Source organism: Acetobacterium sp., assembly GCF_030652775.1.
In the GTDB taxonomy this organism is placed as follows: Bacteria; Bacillota; Clostridia; order Eubacteriales; family Eubacteriaceae; genus Acetobacterium.
On sequence record NZ_JAUSPS010000014.1, the window covers coordinates 1 to 21,807 of the forward strand.

Here is a 21,807-nt window from a genome sequence, read left to right on the forward strand (position 1 = left end):
TGAAACCTGGGGGAACGGGTTTCTGGCCACCATGAATTATACCAGGCGCAACGCCAAGATGATTCTGCACATCTACCATTCGTCCTACTGGCCGGAAGCCCAGATCTACCTGACTCATCTTTCCAACCGCTTGCTGGATTACGTGGTTGATGAATGCGTAAAAAAACTGGACGTCTCTTTAAAGGAAGCGGATCAGAAATTCATCGTCAATTTTTATCGCCATGTGTTTAATGGTTTACTGATCGACTGGGTCGCCGAAGGGATGGAAGAAGAACCGGAAATCATCCTGAAAAAGTTGTTAATCATGATCCAAGGTAGTATTCCCCGTTCCGTGGAAGCCTTTGTCAAAGCCGATATTGAATAATTTTAGCGAGTAGTTTTTCAGATAAAAGGAAGTGTCAAAGTCGACACTTCCTTTTATCTGTCTATTGAAGAAGTTTTAACAATGGATGTATAATGCAGACATTAAATCGTTCAAGGAGGAACAATTATGTTTGTTTTCAACTACGCTGAGGGGGCATCGGCATTAAGCGTGTGGGGCGTATGGTTAATCGTCTTCATTGCGCTTTTTGCGTTTAATGAAGTAGCCCGGCGGTGGAAAGCGGTTGGCTTTTTCAGTTTCGTTATTTTACCGATCATCCTTTCAACCTTATGGTTTACGGTATTAAGGGATACCACTTATACCGACTGGTTTCATCTGGCTAAGGTCTATTCAGCCACCGCTGGTTGCATCGGTTTCTGGTGCATCCGTCATGTTAAGTGGAAAAACAAATCCACGGGGCAAGAAAAACGATTGGCAGATGTCAAATGGGTGCTGGTTTTTCCGGCTCTGATTCTGGCCATCAATATTTTGGAGGCCGTATCCCGGGATTTTCAGATCGGGATGCAGTATGCCGGCGGCGGGATTCTAGCTGACGAAGCGATGTACGTGCTGGGCGGACCCTGGAATTATCTCAATGGAATAGCCGGGATCCTGAATATTATCACCATCACCGGATGGTTCGGGATCGTCATTAAAAAACGGACGGCCACAGACGGCAGTAAGGATATGCTCTGGCCGGACATGCTCTGGTTTTGGATCATCGCCTATGATTTATGGAATTTTGCCTACACCTATAACTGCCTGCCCGGACATGCCTGGTATTGTGGTTTTGCGTTGCTGCTGGCACCGACGCTGTGCGCATTTACGGTAGGAAAAGGCGCATGGTTACAGCACCGTGCTCAAACGCTGGCGATCTGGTGCATGTTTGCTCAGACCTTCCCGGCTTTTATTGATCAGGGTAGCTTTGCCGTGGCATCAACCTATAATCCCCTACCGCTGTTTGTCTTTAGCAGCTTGGCTTTAGTTGTCAATATCGGGGTCTTTGGTTATATGCTTTATAAGATCCTCAAGACCAGAATAAATCCTTATCGGGGCGAACTGTATATTGATTTGGCACCATACAAAGCCGTCAAGGCGCTGGCTGAATAAGCGTTCAGGATAGCGTTTAGAGGTTCTAGTTTGATTAACTATGTCAGTGTAAGTAATTTAGGCTAATAAAAGTTTTCCGACAGGCAATTGCAAAATTCGTCAAAGTGAGCAAACTTAAGCAAGGACGATGCTTTGGAATTTCGCAATTACCTGATCATAAAAATTGGAGGTAATCACAATGTATTATAGCAATGGTAATTATGAAGCATTTGCCCGTCCCCTGAAACCGGTGGATGTGGATGAAAAATCGGCTTACCTGGTGGGGGCCGGTCTGGCATCTCTGGCAGCAGCCTGTTTTCTGATCCGGGATGGCCAAATGAAAGGCGAAAATATTCATATTCTGGAAGAACTGAGTCTTCCCGGCGGTGCCTGTGATGGGATCAAGGATAATCAGAAAGGTTTTATCATCCGGGGTGGCCGGGAAATGGAAAATCATTTTGAATGTCTCTGGGATCTGTTCCGATCGATCCCTTCGATCGAAACCGAGGGCGTTTCAGTGCTGGATGAGTTTTATTGGCTGAACAAGGCCGATCCCAACTATTCACTGATGCGGGTCACCAAAAACAGGGGCCGGGATGCCCAACTGGGAGGCAAGTTTGACCTCAGTGAAAAAGCCTCAGAGGAAATGGTCAAACTGTTTATGACCAAGGATTGCGACCTGTATGACAAGCGGATTGATGAGGTTTTCTCAGAGGAATTGTTGTCTTCCAACTTCTGGCTGTATTGGCGCACCATGTTTGCCTTTAGGGACTGGCACTCAGCCCTGGAAATGAAACTATATCTGCAACGATTTATTCATCATATTGGCGGACTGCCAGATTTATCGGCGCTGAAGTTTACCAAATACAATCAGTACGAATCGCTGATTCTACCGATGGTTCGATACCTGGAAGCCCATGGGGTTCACTTCCAATACGATACCCTGGTTACCAATGTTATTTTCGACATTAAAAAAGGAAAAAAACAGGCCACCAAAATCATCTGCAAACGGGCTGGCAAAGAAGACGTTATCCCACTGACAAAAAATGAACTGGTCTTTATTACCAACGGTAGCTGTACCGAAAACTCAACCCTCGGCGACGATCACCAGGCGCCAGTCTTTGATGATTCGATCCGGGGCTGCTGGGAGCTGTGGCGCAATATTGCCAAACAGGATCCAGCCTTTGGGAAACCGGATAAATTCTGCACCAATGCCAAAGCAACCAACTGGGAATCGGCTACTGTCACCACTCTGGACGATCGGATTCCGCCCTACATCGAAAAGATCTGCAAGCGCGATCCCTTTAACGGCAAGGTGGTCACCGGGGGGATCATCACCGCTCAGGATTCCAACTGGATGCTGAGTTATACGGTTAATCGTCAACCCCATTTCAAGGAACAGCCAAAAGATCAGCTGACGGTCTGGGTCTACGGTTTGTTTTCGGAAGTGCCGGGGAACTATATCAAAAAGCCGATGAAAGAATGCACCGGGGTGGAGATCACCGAAGAATGGCTGTATCACATGGGCGTGCCGGAATCGCAGATTCATGACATGGCCACCAAATCGGCTCATACCATTCCTTGTATGATGCCTTATATTACTGCCTTCTTTATGCCCCGGACAAAAGGGGACCGACCTCAGGTGGTACCGGGAGGTGCCGAAAATTTCGCCTTTCTGGGACAATTCGCCGAGACGCCAAGGGATACGGTGTTTACCACCGAATACTCAGTGAGAACCGGGATGGAGGCTGTTTATACCTTGTTGGATATTGATCGGGGGGTGCCGGAGGTATTTGCTTCCTGCTATGATGTCCGGGTGCTACTGGATTCCACCGTCAAAATGATGGATGGCAATAAACCTGGGGATAAGAAGCTCCCCTTGGTGATGAACTTTATTAAAAAGAAAGGTCTGAAGAAAATTTCCGGCACGGTCATCGAAGAGGTATTACAGCGCTATCATATTATTTAGAGTATTATTTCTGATGGTTATTATTAATCAACAAAATCGAGAAGTGGAGAAATAAGATGGTAAAGAAAAAGGTTCTTGAACTGGCTAATAAAATTGCTGCCGGGATCACCGGTGGTGTTGTCAAAGTAAAACCCAGCGACCCGGAATATCGGATCCTGGCACCGGTTACCTCCGATGAAGAGGCGGAAGTTGCCCTCAAGCTGGAGATTCGGCAGTATAAAACTGCCGCCGAAGTCGCCAAACTCTGTGGCAAGCCGGTGGATGAGGTTGAAAAAATTCTCTATAAGATGGCGGTTGACGGCTCGATCAAGGTCGAAACCGAAAACGGTGTGGATGTCTACTGTCTGGAACTCTTTGTGCCCGGCGTCATGGAATACATGGTTGTCAATAAGGAAAATGTGGCCAAGTATCCCGACATCGCCGCCTGTTTTGAAGAATACACTCGGAAACTGGGTGGGTTGATGGCCGGAAACATCCCCATCGGATCCGGGGTGATGCGGGTGATCCCCATTGAAAGTGCCATTGACGGCGATACCAGACGAGCCTCCTATGAGGAAATTTCACACATTCTCAACAGCCATGAGGTCTTTTCATCGGCGGATTGTGCCTGTCGTACCTCGATGCGCTCCATCGGCGAAGGCTGCGGCCATACCATCGAAGATATGTGCATCCAGGTGGGGCCGGCCGCGGAATATTATATCCGCACCGGCAAAGGTAGAGAGATCACCCGGGAACAGGCTTTTGCCATCTGTGACCAGGCCGAAAAAGAAGGGCTGGTTCATTCGATCCCCAATTTATCAGGGCCGGGAAATGCCCTGGCCGTCTGCAACTGCTGTGGCTGTTCCTGTTTCGGGCTTCGCAATACCACTTTCTACCGCAACCCCGACTGGTCCCGCTCCAACTATGTGGCTCAGGTGGACAAGGATAAATGTGTGGCTTGCGGAGAATGCGTAGAAAATTGTCAGGCCGGGGCGGCCACTCTGGGACAAAATTTATGTACCACCAATCCCCTGCCGGTTCTGGCCGTCAAGGATACCCCCTATGATACCCAGTGGGGTAAAGATAAATGGAATTATGACTACCGTCATCGGATCTTTGTTGAGGACAGCGGGACGAGTCCCTGTAAATCCGAATGTCCAGCTCATATCGCTGTCCAGGGCTATATCAAGATGGCCGCCCAGGGTCGCTATCGGGATGCCCTGGAGCTGATTAAGAAAGAAAACCCCTTTCCGGCCATTTGCGGCCGGATCTGCCCGAGAAAGTGCGAAATCGCCTGTACCCGGGGCAGTCTTGATGAAGCTCTGGCCGTGGATGAGGTCAAGAAATTCCTGGCCGACCAGGATTTGAAAGCGGAACACCGCTTTGTACCCGAGAAAAAACCACAACGGCCGCAAAAGATTGCGGTGATCGGCGCCGGTCCGGCCGGATTGTCCTGCGCCTATTTTCTGGCGGTAGACGGTTACCAGGTCACTGTTTTTGAAAAACAGCCAAAACTGGGGGGCATGTTGACGTTGGGGATTCCCAACTTCCGGTTGGGAAAAGAAATTGTCGAGGCTGAAATTGAGGTGTTAAAGGAATTAGGGGTAGAATTTAAAACCGGCATTGAGGTGGGTCAGGATATTACCCTGCCAGCCCTGCGAAAATTAGGCTATGACGCCTTTTATGTGGCCATTGGCGCCCAGGCTGGAAAAAAACTCCGACTGGAGGGTGAAGATGCCGCTGGCGTCGTTACCGGAGTGGATTTCCTGCGTCAGGTCGGTTTGGGCGAGGATGTCAAGTTAAGCGGCCCGGCCATCGTCATCGGCGGCGGTAATGTGGCTATTGACGTGGCTCGAACCGCTGAGCGGGTCGGAGCAGCATCTGTCGACATGTTCTGTCTGGAAAGCCGCCCGGAAATGCCGGCGCTGGATGAAGAAATTGACGAAGCCGTCGCAGAAGGAATTATCATCAACAATTCCTGGGGACCACAACGCATTCTGGTCGAAAATGGCCAGGTAGTGGGGGTGGAATTTAAGAAATGTGTGTCGGTTGTCGATGAAACAGGTAAGTTTAATCCCCAGTTTGATGATAACGATATTAAAATTGTAAAAGCCAATCATGTCCTGATTTCAGTGGGTCAAGGCATGGCCTGGGGCGAACTGCTGAAAGGTTCAAGAATTGAATTAAATCTCAACAAGACCATTAAAGCCGATCCGATTGCCTATCAGACCGGAGAACCGGATGTATTTGCTGGTGGAGATGCATTGACTGGCCCTAAGTTTGCTATTGATGCCATCGCTCTGGGTAAACAGGGAGCCGTCTCGATTCATCGTTATGTTCAGGGAGATAATCTGTTAATCGCCCGGGATCGCGAGTATCATGCGCTTGATACGAAGAATCTGAACATCGCTGGCTATGACCGGATGCCCCGACAACGGGCTCTTCATGTGGATGGCAACCTTTCAAAAGAGACCTTTTTAGATCTCCGGGTGACCTTTACTGAGGAACAGATCAAGAAGGAAACTGAACGGTGCCTTGGTTGCGGCGCTACCTTTGTGGATCAGCATCAATGCGTAGGTTGCGGGGTCTGTACCACTAAATGCAAATTTGATGCCATTTCACTGGTTCGGCAATATGACCAGCCGGGGATGGAGTTAAAGGAAATGAAACCAGCCGTGATTAAACATGTCATTAAGCGACAAGGTCGTATTGCCGTTAAAAATACAAAAAAAACCTTTCATTCAATTTTTTCAAAATAGCAAGATTTGACGACCAGCGAGGTGAAGACCGTGATGATGGCGAAATACACTACGACAAAGAGTTTATGATCAAAGAGATTGTCGGGTGTTGACCAAAAAAAGAAAATTGTGGTGAATCTGGATAAATAAACCATTTTCGAGTATAATCGATTTAAAAACAAGCGACGAATACTTAAAAAATGGAGGAAACCAAGTGAGTGAACGGTTAATTATTCTGGGAACCGGCAATGCGGCGGTCACCCGGTGTTATAATACCTGCTTTGCCATCCAGCAGGGCGAGGACTATTTTCTGGTCGATGCCGGCGGCGGCAACGGCATTTTGACCCAGCTGGAGCGGGCCGAAATTGGACTGGAGCAGATTCATGAGATTTTTATTAGTCATGGACATACCGATCATCTGTTGGGACTGATCTGGCTGATCCGGATGATCATTGGCCAGATCCGCAGTGGCCAATACCAAGGTAATCTGACGATCTACTGCCATGCTGAGCTGAAGAAAACAGCAATGACGATTGTTAAACTGACCCTGCCGGAGAAATTTGTCAAGCTGATCGGCGATCGGGTGGTGTTCCGGATTGTCAAAGACGGGAAAACGAAAAAAATTCTCGGTAACAAAGTGACTTTTTTTGATATTCAGTCACAGAAAGCCAAGCAGTTTGGTTTTGCCATGACGTTGTCATCGGGACGGCGGCTGACTTTTCTGGGGGACGAACCCTTTCAGGAGCATGAATTTGATCAGGCCTTCCAATCCGACTGGTTGTTGCATGAGGCCTTCTGCCTTTATGCCGATCGGGAACGGTTCCGGCCCTATGAAAAGGCTCATACCACCGTTAAAGATGCCTGTGAAATCGGCGCCCGGCTGGAAGTGGCTAACCTGATTCTTTATCATACCGAAGATCGCAATCTGGCTAACCGGAAGGCGCTATACACCGCCGAGGGCGCACCGTTTTTTGCGGGGAACCTGCTGGTACCAGATGATCTGGAGGTATTTGAACTCTAGGGATCAAATGCCTGAAGAGGAAAGTACGAAAGCTTCCGAAGGTTAAGAAAAACTGATTGCTTTGAGATATTCCCCCAGTTGTTATGAGAGGTAGAACATCCCCATATCTAAACCACCGTTATCAGGATACGGTGGTTTTTTCTTATTTTTCTTAAGAATATGTGGATTTCAGAAAAAAAGTGGTAGTATATTATACATAGAAAACGTTTGCAATTCGGCGGATTCAGTAATATTTTATCAGGATGGAGGTAATGCCGGTTTAGAATAGGCGGGGTTTGGCCAAAACAGATTCAGGTTACAGATTTATTAAAATTCAAGGAGGTACTTTATTATGGCTATTGCAGATCAAGTGTTTGGGTTTTTTATGCCCGTTGTCAATTTGATGGGACCGGGTTCAGTAAAAGAAGTGGGCGTTCAGGCAAAGTCCCTCGGTTTAAAAAAGGCCTTAATTGTCACTGACGCCGGCCTGGAAAAAATGGGCGTCGCCGATCAGGTTAAAGAAATCATTGAAGCAGCGGGTCTGAAAGTAGTCGTTTTTGCGGGTGCGCAACCAAACCCGACCGATATTAATGTTCATGATGGCCTGGCGGTATTCAAGGAACAAAAATGTGATTTAATCGTCTCTTTAGGTGGCGGATCGTCCCATGACTGTGCCAAAGGAATTGGCATGGTGGCCGGAAATGGCGGGCACATCCGCGATTTTGAAGGCGTCAATAAAAGCAAAAAAGCGATGAAACCGCTGATTGCCATCAACACCACCGCCGGAACAGCCAGTGAGATGACCCGTTTCTGCATTATCACCAACACCGATACCCACGTTAAAATGGCCATCGTTGACTGGCGCTGTACTCCAACCATCTCCGTCAATGACCCGATCATGATGATGGGGATGCCTCCGGGATTAACGGCAGCAACCGGGATGGATGCCCTGACCCATTCAGTGGAAGCTTATATGTCAACTATTGCTACCCCGATTACCGATGCCGCTGCCCTGATGTCAATCAAACTGATTGGTGAAAACTTGCGTCAGGCGGTTGCCAACGGGCAGAACTTTGTCGCCCGAAATAACATGGCCTATGCCCAGTTCTTGGGCGGAATGGCATTTAATAACGCCAGTTTGGGATATGTCCATGGCATGGCTCATCAGTTGGGTGGCTTTTACGATCTCCCTCATGGCGTTTGTAATGCGATCCTGTTGCCGCATGTTCAGCGCTTTAATTTAAACAGCAACCCTCAACGGCTGGCTGATATTGCTGTTGCGTTGGGTGAAAACATAAGTGGTCTATCGGTTCGAGATGCGGCTGAAAAAGGCCTCGATGCGATTGTCCAGTTATCCCAGGATATCGGCATTCCATCAGGACTAGCAGCGTTGGGGGCCAAAGAAGAAGATTTCGAACTGATGGCCGTAAACGCCATGAAAGACGCTTGCAGTGCCACGAATCCACGTCAGGCCAAGCTGGAAGATGTTATTCAGATCTTTAAAAACGCATTGTAAAACGTCTGATTCACAACGAATAAAAATAATTTTGGAGGCATACGAAATGTTTGGTTACATGGGAAAAATTTTACGTGTCAATTTGACAACCAGTGAAGTGACAACCGAAGCGCTGGATTTTGAGCTGGCCAAGAAATTTATCGGCGGTCGTGGTTTGGGGACAAAGCTGTATACCGATGAGGTAGATCCCAAGGTAGATCCCTTTGCGGCAGAAAACAAAATAATTTTCATCAACGGGCCGTTATCTGGAACAGCAACACCCACCGGCGGCCGCTATATGGTCGTGACAAAATCACCGCTAACCGGCTGCATCGCTTCGTCAAACTCTGGTGGAGAGTGGGGCGCCTACCTGAAATATGCTGGCTATGATGCCATTATTGTTGAAGGCAAGGCCAGTTTGCCGGTTTATCTCAATATTGACGAAGAAAAGGCCGAAATCTTACCGGCGCTTGATCTTTGGGGTAAATACACCAGCGAAGTCAGTGATCAGCTGATAAAAAAACATCCTGGTGCAAAAGTTCTGCTCATCGGTCCGGCGGGCGAAAAACTGTCTCAGATGGCTGCCATCATCAACGAAAAAGATCGGGCCGCCGGCCGTTCCGGTGTTGGTGCGGTGATGGGCTCAAAGAACTTGAAAGCCATTACCGTTAAAGGAAATTTAAAACCGGAAATTGCCAATCCCGATGGCTTAAAAGCGGTTACCAAAGAATGTCGGACCTTACTAAAAGAAAACGGCGTTACCGGCGGCGGACTGCCGACCTATGGAACCGCCGTACTGGTTAATATTATCAATGAACATGGGGTTTACCCGACCAAGAACTTCCAGGAAGGACAAGATCCCGATGCCGAAGCCGTTAGCGGCGAAACCATGACTGAAAAATATCTGATCAAACGTAATCCTTGCCACCATTGTCCAATTGGCTGCGGCCGCTGGGTCAAAAGCGAACATAGCCCGGATGGCATTGGCGGACCGGAGTATGAAACCCTTTGGGTATTTGCCGGCGATCTCGGAATTGACGACATGGAAGTGGTTATCGATGCCAACTACTGGTGTAACGAAATGGGCCTGGATACTATTTCCGCCGGGGCAACCCTGGCAGCTGCCATGGAATTGTATCAACGTGGTTATATCACCGATGAAATGTTGGATGACGATGTGATCCTCAAATTCGGCAATGCCGATTCGGTTGTCCACTGGCTGAAAAAGATGGGGAATCGGGAAGGCTTCGGCGATTTACTGGCTCGCGGTTCCTACCGTTTGGCTGATTTTTTCGGCGTTCCCGAATACTCGATGTCAGTTAAGAAACAGGATCTGCCAGCTTATGACCCCCGGGGAATCCAGGGGATGGGTCTTCAATATGCAACCTCCAACCGGGGCGGATGTCATGTTCGGGGCTACCTGATTTCACCTGAAATCCTTGGTTTGCCAGAAAAACTGGATCGTTTTGATCTTGCTGGTAAAGAAGTCTGGACAAAAATATTCCAGGATCTGACCGCGGTGATTGATTCCACCGGCTTATGTCTGTTTACGTCCTTTGCCCTCGGAGCTCAGCAATATGCCGAAATGCTCAATGAAACATTGGGAACCGATTGGACCGCTGACGATATCCTGTTGGCCGGAGAACGGATCTGGAATCTGGAAAAACTCTTTAATTTAGAAGCGGGTGTTTCGCCAGCAGAAGATACCTTGCCACCGCGGCTATTAGTAGAAGCAATGCCGGATGGACCGACAAAAGGTTGGGTTCATAAACTGGATGAATTGCTGCCACTGTACTATAAAGAACGGGGCTGGGATGAAGATGGGATTCCGACCGAAGAACGACTTGAAAAATTAGGCTTGCTATCAGAATAAGTCTCAGGGACGATCATTGATCGTCCCTTTTATCGTTGCTGGATTAACGACCTGCATGGCTGATCTTGGCAATTGGATTGTCATCAATAAAAATGTACCTTGTCATCGTGGCACCCAATGTGGCGAAGAATCGTTGTCTGTTTTTATATCCCCGGTTCATTAAAACTCATGAATTAAACCACCGGAAGCGGGTATAATAATAACCAAACAGCCCAACCAGAAAAGGGGTGAGACCATTATGTCATCGGAACTGATCAAGAACCTGCTCTATAATACCGCCCTGTTGCTTTCCATCAGCATTGTTTACAATCTCTTTTTTATCCGCTTCGACAGTCGTGAAAAGTGGCTGGAGGCGATTCTTGGCATTTTTTTGGGCGGGGTGGGAATGCTGTTGATGATCAATACTGTCAGTTTTTCAAACGGCATTATCTTTGACACCCGATCCATTCTGATCAGCGTTTCCGGTCTATTTTTGGGCTATATCCCGACCATCATCGCCACGCTGCTGATCTCGGCCTACCGGATTTATTTAGGTGGCGGCGGGGCTCTCACCGGGGTGCTGGTGACGGGGACTTCGGCTCTGATTGGCTTGGTCTGGTATAAATACCGACTGCCGGCAATTCTGAAAAAGCCTAAAAAGGTCTGGCCGGAGCTGTACTTGTTTGGATTGCTTGTCCATCTTGCCATGCTGTTCTGCATGCTGACCCTGCCTAATCAACAGGGGGTGGCAGTTCTGCAGGCCATCACTCTGCCGGTGCTGATTATTTATCCCATCGGGTCACTACTACTGTGCCTGGTGATGCTCCAAGGCCTCAAAAACCAGGCCGCAGAAAAAAATCTGCGAGAAAGCCGGGAAAACTATAAACACCTCTATTATGAATTTCAGAAAAAAGAGTCACTACTACGTTCACTGCTGGATTCCCTGCCGGATCTGGTGTTTTATAAGGACGAAAATAGTGTTTATTTGGGCTGTAACAAAGCCTTTGAAGGTTTTGCTAACCGACCTATGGACGAATTGGTGGGTCACACTGATTTTGATCTCTTTAATCTGGAAATGGCCACGCTGTTTCGAGAAATGGATCTGATCATGATGAGTGAAAAAAAGTCCCGCCGGAATGAGGAAATTGTCACCTATCCGGATGGCCGGGAAGTCTTTCTGGAAACTCTGAAAACTCCTTACTATGGTCACAATGGGGAGATTTTGGGTTTAATCGGCGTCAGCCGGGATATCACTGAACGAAAAAAAAATGAAGCCGAGATCCTTTATCTAAGCCAGCACGACGCCCTCACCGGCCTCCATAACCGCAGCTATTACGAGAAAGAACGGAAACGGTTGGATAATCTGGACTATTTGCCCTTATCCTTGATTATCGGCGATATCAACGGGCTCAAATTGATCAATGATGCCTTTGGCCATGGCGAAGGGGACAAACTGCTGATCAGCATTGCCAAGATTATGGAAGACTGTGCCCGGGAAAAAGACGTGCTGGTGCGAACCGGCGGGGATGAGTTTGTCATGCTGTTGCCGCAGACATCCTATCGGGAAGCCGGGGCGCTGGTTGAAAAAATAAAAAAATCATGCGAAAAAGGGTATAAACTGGATGATGAACTGATCAGCACCAGCATTTCACTGGGCTATGCCTCCAAGGCCAGGGAGCATGAACCCTTTGAAAAAGTATTTAGGCTGGCCGAGGAATCGATGTACCGGAAAAAACTGCTGGAATATAAAAGCTTTCATTCTGCCATTATGAATTCTATTAAAACCACCCTTTATGAAAAAAGTAACGAAACCGAAGCTCACGCCTTGCGGATGGCTGATTTGGCCAAGCAACTGGGTCGGGTATTGGGGCTGGATCAGGAGGACCTGGTGGCTCTGGAATTGGTGGCAACTCTTCACGATATTGGCAAAATCAGCATTGACAGCAAGCTGCTTCAAAAGACTGGTAAATTAACCGATGCGGAATGGACGGAAATCAAAAAGCATCCCGAGGTTGGTTATCGGATTGCCCAGACCGTGCCGGAACTGCGCAAGATCGCCGAATATATTCTCTGTCATCATGAACGCTGGGATGGTACTGGCTATCCCCAGGGTCTGAAAGCCGAGAAAATCCCCTTGCTGGCGCGGATTCTGGCGATTGTGGATGCCTACGATGTGATGACCCAGGATCGCCCTTATCGTCGGGCGATGTTGGAGCAGGATGCCATTGATGAGTTGCGATACCATGCCGGCAGTCAATTTGATCCGGCTCTAGTGGAAGTCTTTATTAAGGATGTAATTGAAAAAAATGCAATTGAAGAGAATGCGATCAAATAAGAGCCTTAAAAAATATAGGGCTTCTATAAGGCCAACGGCTTCGAGCTGGTAGGTCCACCACAGCCGGAGAATTTTTTCCGGCTGTTTTAGTTCCCGGGAGCCGGATCAGGTTTAGCGTTTAAGGGGTAATAATAATGGTATACAGTCAATATAAAAATAAGCGGAGGTGCGCAATGAAAAGCACTGCAAAAAAAGAACTGGATAACAATGGCCAAATGTCCAAAACATTGATCAAACCACCGAAAAAAATACCGTTATTACTGCGAATCGGCTTGTTTATTGCCAAAAAAGAAACCGGCAAAGACCTGCTGCCAGCCCGGCTGTTAAGCTGGTATCCCAGAGCGGCCATTGGTTCCGGAGTTTTGGAGATGATGACCGCAAAAGGGAAGGACGAGCAGGAACGGCGGTTGCTCAATCTGGTCAGACTCCAGGCTTCATTGATCTGCTCCTGCACATTCTGTATTGACATGAACGCCGTTGGGATCATAAAAAATGGAATCACCGATGAAGAGCTGGCAGTTTTACAGGGGCACCAGAAGGTGCAGTTGGTTGATAGCTTCAACCTGCGTGAGCTGCTGGCGCTGGAGTATGCCATCAGCCTGTCAAGTACCCCGCCAGACCTGTCTGATCAATTCATTAAAAACCTGACTCGTGAATTTACGGAAGCCGAAATCGTGATGTTAGCCAGTACCATTGCCAGTGTCAATTATTGGGCCAGACTGAATCAGGGGCTGGGAATACCGCCAGCCGGATTCAGCGACCGCTGTTTACTTTATCACAAATATGAATGAGATAAGTTATATCAGTTATGCTACTATTGATTTGCAAACCCTGAACGATTAAATATATCCAATTTTCCAAAACAGAGGATCATACCCTCTGTTTTTTTATCCCGAAAAATGGACGTCTTCACCTAATGTTCAGATAAGGTTCAAATGGTACACAAACTACTCTGTTACAATTTGGACATAAAATAAAAAAATGACGTTGGCATAACGCTAGTATGACTTTAGGAGGTAAGACGATGACGGTCAATCACCAAAAAAACAAACCAGCCAGTAGCTATGAAAGTGAATACATGGACACCCTGAGAACCTTGTTTAATGAAAACAGCCAGATCGAAGCGATCCGCTATTTTTTAAATACAACCTATCTCTATTTTAAACAGGAAAAGATGGTCCGGCGAAAACCGGAAGTTATTGTGATGGGCACCAGTATTCCCGAAGAATTGATTTATGCCGCCGGGGCAAAACCCTTTTGGATCCTCGGCGGAAGTCTCGGCACGGTGGCCTGGTCCGACGATTTAGTACCCCGTGACACCGATCCGGTCAGCCGCTCGATGCTGGGGTTTCTACTGAATGATCACTTTGATCTGGGCGCAGAAGCCCTGATTATCGTTCCGATCACCTGCGACAGCAGCCGCAAAATGGCCTATCTGCTGAGTGCGGCCGGAAAAAAAGTGGTAACCGTGGATATTCCCCCGGAGAAAAGCGATCCCCTGGCCGGGCTTAAATGGCGAGGCCAGATGGAGCTTCTGGCCGAAAAACTCACCGACCATACCGGTCGGCGGCTATCAAAAAAGAACCTGGTTCAGGCCACCCAGCTGGTGGAAACCGCCCGGAAACTGATGCGGGATTTTATCCAGGTGTGTCGTCAAAAAGAAGGGCTGATCTCCGGTGCCCTACGGATGGCAGTTCTTAATTCATATTATTATACCGCTGATCTCAAAGGATGGTGCGGCCATCTGCGCAAATTGAATCTGGAACTGCTGGCTAACCGCCAGGTGATTTCCGCAGCGGAACAAAGCAAGCCTAAAATCTTATTAATGGGATCACCGGTGGTTTTACCCAATTATAAGATTCCCTTTCTGATTGGTGACATTGGTTTGCAGATTGGGGCCACTCTGGATAGCAGTATCCAAAAAATATACGCCAGCAGCACCCAGCACAAAGCCAGCAAACGAGATCCCTTTACCGCCATCATTGAGAGCCATTACCGCTATGACTGCTCAGCGGCCTATGCTCAGAATGAGATGTTTTATCAGAGTGCCTGCTGGCATTTGGAACAGGGCGGGATTGAAGGGGTGGTTTTCCATGTCCTGAAAGGACAGATTGAATATGATTTTGAACTGGAACGTTTTGAACAGCTTTTTGGACAAGAAGCGATCCCGGTCTTCCGGCTGGAAACTGACTACCAGTACCAGGATGTGGAGCAATTAAGAATTCGGATGGAAGCCTTTATGGAAATGCTGGCGCATCATCGTTATCGTGAGGAAAAAAGAGCCGTATGAAAAAAATCTATCTTAAGCTAAGAAAAACAGTCACCCCGACGGTGATTGTCATTTGCGGGGTGCTGATACTGCTATCATTGTTTGCCGCCAACCTGTTCTTTTTCGAGTTCGGATCCGATGACAGCGGCTATGCTATCACCCCGGTGCTGATCATCCTGCTGCTCTCGATCATCGGTATCGTTCTTTGTTTGTGGCTGCGGCGACGGATTGTCAGGAACGATCCGGTGATGGGGCGTTTTGTCGGTGAACGAATGAGTCTGGGGCCGGTGGGTACCAACAAGAGCCAGCGGAAATTTGGATTTATGACGATTCGCTGGCTGATCATGCTGATCAGCTTTTTCGGCCTGATCTATGGGGTGAAATGGCTGGGTCAGGGGTTTGGCAATATCGAAATACCGATTTTTGCCTGCCCCATCAATCAGGATCAGCTGATTGACAGCAGCTGTTATACCCTGTCCCATTTAAACTCCCTGGTGGGGATGAGCTGGTCGGAAATCGGCATCTTTTTCGGATCGCTTTTGCTATCGATCGTGGTGCTGGGCCGGTTTATCTGCGGCTTCCTCTGCCCGATGGGACTGCTTCAGGATCTCACCCACGAAACCCGGCAAGGTCTAAAAATTGAAGGGCTGTCATTAAATGAAAAACTCTACCAGCGCTTAAAACCGATCAAATGGATGATGCTGCTGTTATTTCTGGGGCTTGGTTTTGTCGGCGGCAACTTCTGTAATATCTGCCCGGCCATCACGGTTTCCCCAGCTCTGGCGGGATTTAAGGTATCCCTGTTTTTAAGTGGGTTCTTCATGATTGTGGTGATCATCGGCAGCTTTTTCAAGCGCCGCTTTTTCTGCAACATCTGTCCGTTGGGATACTTAATCGGGTTGGGTCATCGGATCTCATTGTTCCGGATCAAAAAAGATTGTCAGGCCTGTACCGAATGTGGAGCCTGTTATGAAGCCTGTCCGATGGGGATCAAAACCATTTATACCGAACGGGAAAAGAGTGATGTCACCACTGCCGACTGTATTATGTGCGGCGAATGTATTGATAAATGTCCGGAAAATAAAGCTTTAGCGATGAGCTTTGGCGGTGTGAAATTTTATAGCGCCTCCCGCAAGACCTTTATGTCCGGCCATAAAAAAACCGAAAGAAAGTTAAAACGCTTTATCAGGAAAAGAGATAAAAATGAGTCTGATTTATAATAAAAAAACCAATCAAGAAAATAATCACGAAAGTAACACCAAACCTCCGACCACGATGGAAGAACGACAGCGCCAGCGGTTTGTCGACAAAGCCACCAAGGTGTCAGCCAAATATCTGCGGCGGCTGGAAGAATTAAATGGTGCCCCGGAAACCATGCAACCATTTTTCAAGGTCCTCAAAGATATCTACGTAGATATGAAAAATGTCGAAAAACCGGCCGATACCAAAATTGTCGGCACCTATTGTGTGATGGTACCCGACGAGCTGATCTACGCCGTCGGGGCTCAGCCGGTGAAGCTATGCAGCGGCAGTTATACCGCCTTTGCCATTGGCGATGATCTGGTGCCCCGGGATGCCTGCCCGCTGATCAAAGCGGTGATGGGCTTTCAGGCCATGGAAGTGATGCCCATTTATGATGACTGCGCCCTGATGGTGGTGCCGATTACCTGCGACTGCAAAAAGAAAATGGTCGGAATGTTGAAGGAACGGGTACCCACCTATTCCCTTCATGTGCCTACCGCCAAAAGTGATGATACTGATATGGAGCAGTATGTCCAGGAACTTTATCAGCTGATCCCCGAACTGGAAAAGGTCACCGGTCAGACGATCAGCTATCAAAGTCTGGCTAAAAGCATTGATCAGATGGGTTTTGCCCAGTATCAAATGTCAAAGTTCAACACTTATAAAAAACACGTCCCGGCCTTAATCAAAGGCACCCATGCGATGGCCCTGATGAACGCTTTTTCTTACATGCCGGTGGAGCAGTGGAGTCAGCAGCTGCATCTCCTTAATCAGGAGCTGGCCCGGCGTAAAAAAGACAAGCACTACGTCAGCAAAGACAAGCAGCCCCGGATTATGGTCACCGGCTCGCCGATTATTTTCCCCAATATCAAAATCCCCTTACTGATTGAAGAAACCGGGGGCATTCTGGTGGGAGATGAAACCTGTATGGGCGAGCGTTCGCTTTACGATCCCACCGTGGTGGTGGATCAGAGCTTTGACGGTTTGATGCGGTCCCTGGCCAATCGCTACACCCGGCCCTGCACCTGTCCGACCTTTGTGGACAATAGCCAGCGGATCTATCGGATCAAACAGATGATAGCCGACCATCAGGTTCAGGGAGTGGTTTATCACGTCCTCCGGGGCTGTCTGGTTTATGATTTTGAATACCAGACCTTGGAAGATGAGCTGGGCAAACTGGGGGTACCGGTGATCCGGGTGGAAAGTGATTACAATGAAGAAGATATTGAACAATTGCGGATTCGGATTGAAGCCTTCATTGAGCTGATCAAATTAAAAGATCTGGCCCTGCGGCCGAAAAAACCGGAAATAGCAGGTTGACAGATTAACTCTTAACTGCCGTACCGACCAATTGTTAATCTGTTGTTCGCTGCGCCATGCGAAATCCGCTGTGCTCCTTTCGCATTGGTCGCGGGCAGTCGCCAACTACAAGCGAGCTTGTGATTGGCTCGTTACCTGCGCGCAGAGTCGGACAGGCTTTGCCGTGTCCGCTCCGATGCGTACAACATGATGTAACAATTGTCGGTACTGGGTTTGTCTAGTGATTAAAAAAACAGGAGAAAAACATGAATAAAAATTATTATGCCGGATTAGATGGGGGATCAACCTATACCAAGGCGGCGTTGATCTGCCAGAACCAGGTGGTTGATGCGATGGTCACCAACACCGGGATTGACAACAATGCTGCGGCCAGTGCTCTGATTGAAAAGATGTGTCAGCGCCGGGGGATTAACCGCACTCAGGTGAGGTATACCATGGCTACCGGTTACAGCCGCAAGGTCTTTGACATTGCCGATGACGATATTTCTGAAATTACCGCCCATGCCTATGGGGTGCGACTAACCGCCCCAAAAGATTACCGGCCAGGGATGATTATTGATATCGGCGGCCAGGACAGTAAAATCATCTATCTGGATCCGCATTACGCCGTTAAAAACTTTACCATGAACGATAAATGTGCCGCCGGAACTGGCAAATTTATGGAAGTTATTGCCCAGATTCTCGAAACCACCATCGATCAGGTCGGCCCCCTGTCGTTGGAAAGCAAGGCTCCCTGCGACATCAACAGCACCTGTGTGGTGTTTGCCCAGTCGGAAGTGGTGTCCCTGGTGGCCCGGAAATATGACCGCCGGGATATTTTGGCCGGGATGCATTTATCGATGGCCAAACGGATCATTAAAATGATGAAGAAAGCTGAAAAAGGCGGGGATATTCTAATGACTGGCGGCGGCGCTCTGAATATCGGGGTTCACAAAGCCTTTGAAGAAGAGATGATGAGGGACGTTTATGTGGCCAGACACCCCCAGTTTAATGGAGCCATTGGGGCCGCCCTGATTGCCAGCGAGCGGGTCTGATCATGGGGCTGACATTACTGATCCCAGTGCTGGCCACATCCCTGTCGGTGGGGCTGGGCTGCGGCGCCTGCTGCAGTCCAGCGGTCAGCGTCTTTTTGTCCAGCTATATCATTACTCATGCCGGGGGGATGAAAAAATCGCTGTTGGCTTTTTTTAGCTTTTTTATCGGCAAGGTCATCGCCGTGGTGCTGTTATGTACCCTGGCGGCGTTGATTGGCAGTCAGTTTATTGATGCTGCCGGTTATGTCGGCGGGGTCAACCTGGGTCTGATGATGGAGCTGGCAATGATTGCCCTGGGGCTGGTGTTGATCGGAAAATGGCTGGTAGATTACAAAAAACCAGTCAACCGCTCTAACCCAGCCCACAGCTGTTCCGGTTGTACGGTTGAAAAAAAAGAAAAAAAGAATGAAACAAGAGGAGCGGACAATGCAAAAGGGTTGATCCCGTTGTTCTCAGCCGGCTTTGCCTATGGAGCATCCCCCTGTGCCCCGCTGATCATGATGATGGGGGTGGCCACCACCTTGCCGCTGGTCACGGCCGCCCTGGTGGGCGGGGTTTTTGCCGCCGCCAGTACCTTGACCCCGGTACTGCTGATGGTACTGCTATCCGGAGTGCTGTCGGGAAAAATTGCCAAAGAAATTCCCCAGCAGCTGCAGTGGTTTCGCTTAGCCAGCTATGTGCTGTTAACCCTGTTTTCTGCCGGGGCATTGATCAACTTGATCTGATGAGGTTTTGAAATGAGATATTTAAAAATGAGGTATTTAATATGAAGAATAAAATTATCAGGCAATTTGTGGCGGCCATCGCTGCTGTGCTGATCGTCTATGGGGTCGGCGTCAATACCTACCGCAGCTATGAACAAGTGATGGCCGCTCAGGCGGAAATTCCCCCGGCCATTGTGGTCAAGAATAATGCCGCCGCTGGTGAAGCTGAAAGCGTCACCGCTGCCGTCACTGCCGATACTGCAAGCACCGCGGCAACGACCAGCGAAACTGCCAGTAGCACTGCGGAATCCACCATGGTTACGGAATCAGTCACCGTGGCAGCGGCCGCACCAGTCGAAACTCCGGCGATTGTCGAAGCAACCCCGGCAGCGGCCGAACCAGTGGTCACCGAACCTGAACCGGATGTCCCCAGCTTAAGTGAATTTATGTCCCAATTGCGCTGCGGCGGCTGCGGTAAAAATTGTTCATTGCTCAATCCCCGCTGTGGCGTCGGCAACCAGAAAGCCCAGCAGGCCGAAGCCGAGTATTATGCAACCTACAGCTAAAAAAAGCGGGGAGCTGTAAAACTATTGAACCTAACCCAGTACCGATAATTGTTACATCATGTTGTACGCATCGGGGTGAACAGGTTGATAAACCTGTCCGATCCCGCAGCGCACAACAGATTAACAATTGGTCGGTACGGCAGTTTATTGAAAACCACAGGACCAGTAAATGCGCTGGTCCTGTTTTTTTATGAACCGATTGGTTGATAAAAAAATCGCAACGGGGTGAGGTTAAGAATTTAGGCATTGACAAAGAGTGCCGGTGGGTATAGAATAATAATAGAACATATGTACTAATTTTATTGAGGTGGATTAAAAGGGTGAACCATGGAACGGATTATTTTACACTCAGATATGAACAGCTTTTATGCCAATGTGGAATGTTTATATCATCCCGAAATAAGAGATCTTCCGGTAGCGGTGGGCGGAAATCCGGAGAAACGCCATGGCATTATTCTGGCCAAGAATCAGAAAGCCAAGGAAGCCGGCGTCAAAACCGGGGAAGTGTTATGGCAGGCTCGGGGAAAATGTCCCGACCTGGTGATCCGAGCCCCAAATTATCAATTGTATCTGCGCTTCTCCCGGTTGGCTCGCAAGATATACAATCGCTATTCCGATCAGGTGGAACCCTTCGGTCTGGATGAAGCCTGGCTGGACGTCACCAACAGTGCCCGGATTCACGGCAACGGCCTGGTGATCGCCGAAAAAATCAGCCGGGATATTCAGGAAGAGCTGGGAATCACCGTGTCCATCGGGGTTTCCTGGAACAAGATCTTTGCCAAGTTTGGCTCGGACTATAAGAAGCCCAATGCCATCACCGTCATCACCCGGGATAATTACCCCCAAATTGTCTGGCAGCAGGAGGTTGGAGACCTCCTCTATGTGGGCCCGGCCACCAAAAAAAAACTGCTCAAATACGGCATCGTAACGATCGGACAGTTGGCCGAAACATCCGTGGATTTTCTGGTGCTCCAGTTTGGCAAAATGGGGGCAGTGTTATGGCGGTTTGCCAATGGCCTGGATGACAGCTCGGTCAAATCCTTTGATGAGCATTATAACGGCAACGAACGGATCCTCAAAAGCATCGGCAACAGCATCACTACCCCCCGGGATTTAAAAGACCTGAAGGATGTGAAATTTATCATCTACATGCTCACCGAAAGCGTGGCCATGCGGTTACGGGAAACCGGCTGCTATTGTCTGACCGTGGCCATCCATGTGCGTAACAAAGAATTGCATAGCTTCACCCGGCAGCAAAAACTGGCCAAGCCTTCGGATTTGACCCGGGAAATAGCGGAAGCGGCGATTGCGCTGTTTGAAAACAATTATGATTTTAGCTCGGATATCCGCTCCATGGGGGTGCGGGTCACCGATCTGGTGCCGGACTCAACCCCGATTCAGCTGGATCTGTTTGGCAATGAAGAACTGCGGGTGCGGCAGGCCCGGCTTGATGAGACTGTCGATGAATTGCGTAAGCGCTTTGGCAATCTGGCTTTGCGGCGGGCGGTCACCATCGGGGATCAGATGAGCGGCCTGGATCCCAAAAAAGATCATATCATCCATCCGATTGGTTACTTTTAAAGGAGGTGTTGGAGAATGGCGATAAAAAAATTTGTCCAGGTGATTGCAAAATTTGAAGAAGACGGAAGAATTATTCCCCTGCAGGTTTTATGGGAAGATGGTCGGGTTTTTGAAATCGACCGGGTTCTGGATATGCGCCCAGGGGTATCCTTGAAGGTGGGTGGACAGGGGATTCGCTACACTTGCCGGATTCAGAATAAGGAAGTCTGTCTTTATTATGAAGAACCCAAATGGTTTGTCGAGGGCAAGGAAAAAGCCTGATCCAAACAAACC

17 protein-coding genes are annotated in these 21,807 nt (G+C 48.6%); all 17 read left to right on the forward strand.

Annotated elements, in window-relative coordinates; genetic code table 11:
- On the forward strand, nucleotides 1–364 hold a 364-nt coding region (locus Q7J41_RS03165), incomplete at its 5' end, for a TetR-like C-terminal domain-containing protein (protein WP_304885169.1).
- A gap of 126 nt (nucleotides 365–490) precedes the next feature.
- Nucleotides 491–1,471 carry a DUF5692 family protein gene (locus tag Q7J41_RS03170; RefSeq protein WP_304885171.1) on the forward strand — a complete coding sequence of 327 codons (981 nt, stop codon included), beginning with the start codon at nucleotides 491–493 and terminating at the stop codon, nucleotides 1,469–1,471.
- A 178-nt stretch (nucleotides 1,472–1,649) separates the two neighbouring features.
- Nucleotides 1,650–3,419: an oleate hydratase gene (locus Q7J41_RS03175; RefSeq protein ID WP_304885172.1), complete on the forward strand. Its 1,770-nt coding sequence runs from the start codon at nucleotides 1,650–1,652 to the stop codon at nucleotides 3,417–3,419.
- A gap of 56 nt (nucleotides 3,420–3,475) precedes the next feature.
- Nucleotides 3,476–6,157, forward strand: a complete 2,682-nt coding sequence (locus Q7J41_RS03180) for an FAD-dependent oxidoreductase (RefSeq protein ID WP_304885174.1) — start codon at nucleotides 3,476–3,478, stop codon at nucleotides 6,155–6,157.
- Between the two features lie 193 nt (nucleotides 6,158–6,350).
- Nucleotides 6,351–7,157, forward strand: a complete 807-nt coding sequence (locus tag Q7J41_RS03185) for an MBL fold metallo-hydrolase (RefSeq protein WP_304885175.1) — start codon at nucleotides 6,351–6,353, stop codon at nucleotides 7,155–7,157.
- Between the two features lie 331 nt (nucleotides 7,158–7,488).
- Nucleotides 7,489–8,652, forward strand: a complete 1,164-nt coding sequence (locus tag Q7J41_RS03190; RefSeq protein ID WP_304885177.1) for an iron-containing alcohol dehydrogenase — start codon at nucleotides 7,489–7,491, stop codon at nucleotides 8,650–8,652.
- A gap of 46 nt (nucleotides 8,653–8,698) precedes the next feature.
- Nucleotides 8,699–10,504, forward strand: a complete 1,806-nt coding sequence (locus tag Q7J41_RS03195) for an aldehyde ferredoxin oxidoreductase family protein (protein ID WP_304885179.1) — start codon at nucleotides 8,699–8,701, stop codon at nucleotides 10,502–10,504.
- A 238-nt stretch (nucleotides 10,505–10,742) separates the two neighbouring features.
- Complete coding sequence (locus Q7J41_RS03200) at nucleotides 10,743–12,818, forward strand: HD domain-containing phosphohydrolase (RefSeq protein WP_304885182.1); 2,076 nt, start codon at nucleotides 10,743–10,745, stop codon at nucleotides 12,816–12,818.
- 173 nt (nucleotides 12,819–12,991) lie between these two features.
- Nucleotides 12,992–13,609: a carboxymuconolactone decarboxylase family protein gene (locus Q7J41_RS03205; RefSeq protein WP_304885183.1), complete on the forward strand. Its 618-nt coding sequence runs from the start codon at nucleotides 12,992–12,994 to the stop codon at nucleotides 13,607–13,609.
- A 233-nt stretch (nucleotides 13,610–13,842) separates the two neighbouring features.
- Nucleotides 13,843–15,108 (forward strand): 2-hydroxyacyl-CoA dehydratase family protein, encoded by a 1,266-nt coding sequence (locus Q7J41_RS03210; protein ID WP_304885185.1) that lies wholly within the window; start codon nucleotides 13,843–13,845, stop codon nucleotides 15,106–15,108.
- Nucleotides 15,105–16,307: a 4Fe-4S binding protein gene (locus tag Q7J41_RS03215; protein ID WP_304885186.1), complete on the forward strand. Its 1,203-nt coding sequence runs from the start codon at nucleotides 15,105–15,107 to the stop codon at nucleotides 16,305–16,307. Before Q7J41_RS03210 ends, Q7J41_RS03215 begins: the two co-directional genes overlap by 4 nt.
- Nucleotides 16,291–17,649, forward strand: coding sequence for a 2-hydroxyacyl-CoA dehydratase subunit D (locus tag Q7J41_RS03220; protein WP_304885187.1), 1,359 nt, complete (start codon nucleotides 16,291–16,293; stop codon nucleotides 17,647–17,649). The genes Q7J41_RS03215 and Q7J41_RS03220 overlap by 17 nt, the downstream gene beginning before the upstream one ends.
- Before the next feature lie 245 nt (nucleotides 17,650–17,894).
- Nucleotides 17,895–18,683 carry an acyl-CoA dehydratase activase gene (locus Q7J41_RS03225; protein ID WP_304885189.1) on the forward strand — a complete coding sequence of 263 codons (789 nt, stop codon included), beginning with the start codon at nucleotides 17,895–17,897 and terminating at the stop codon, nucleotides 18,681–18,683.
- A gap of 2 nt (nucleotides 18,684–18,685) precedes the next feature.
- Entirely contained in the window at nucleotides 18,686–19,408 is a 723-nt protein-coding gene (locus tag Q7J41_RS03230) for a sulfite exporter TauE/SafE family protein (RefSeq protein ID WP_304885191.1), read from the forward strand.
- A 41-nt stretch (nucleotides 19,409–19,449) separates the two neighbouring features.
- A complete protein-coding gene (locus Q7J41_RS03235; protein WP_304885193.1) occupies nucleotides 19,450–19,953 on the forward strand; it encodes a hypothetical protein in 504 nt (167 codons plus the stop codon).
- A gap of 327 nt (nucleotides 19,954–20,280) precedes the next feature.
- Nucleotides 20,281–21,534, forward strand: a complete 1,254-nt coding sequence (dinB, locus tag Q7J41_RS03240) for a DNA polymerase IV (RefSeq protein WP_304885195.1) — start codon at nucleotides 20,281–20,283, stop codon at nucleotides 21,532–21,534.
- 15 nt (nucleotides 21,535–21,549) lie between these two features.
- A complete protein-coding gene (locus Q7J41_RS03245) occupies nucleotides 21,550–21,795 on the forward strand; it encodes a hypothetical protein (protein ID WP_304885197.1) in 246 nt (81 codons plus the stop codon).
- Nucleotides 21,796–21,807 lie beyond the last annotated feature (12 nt).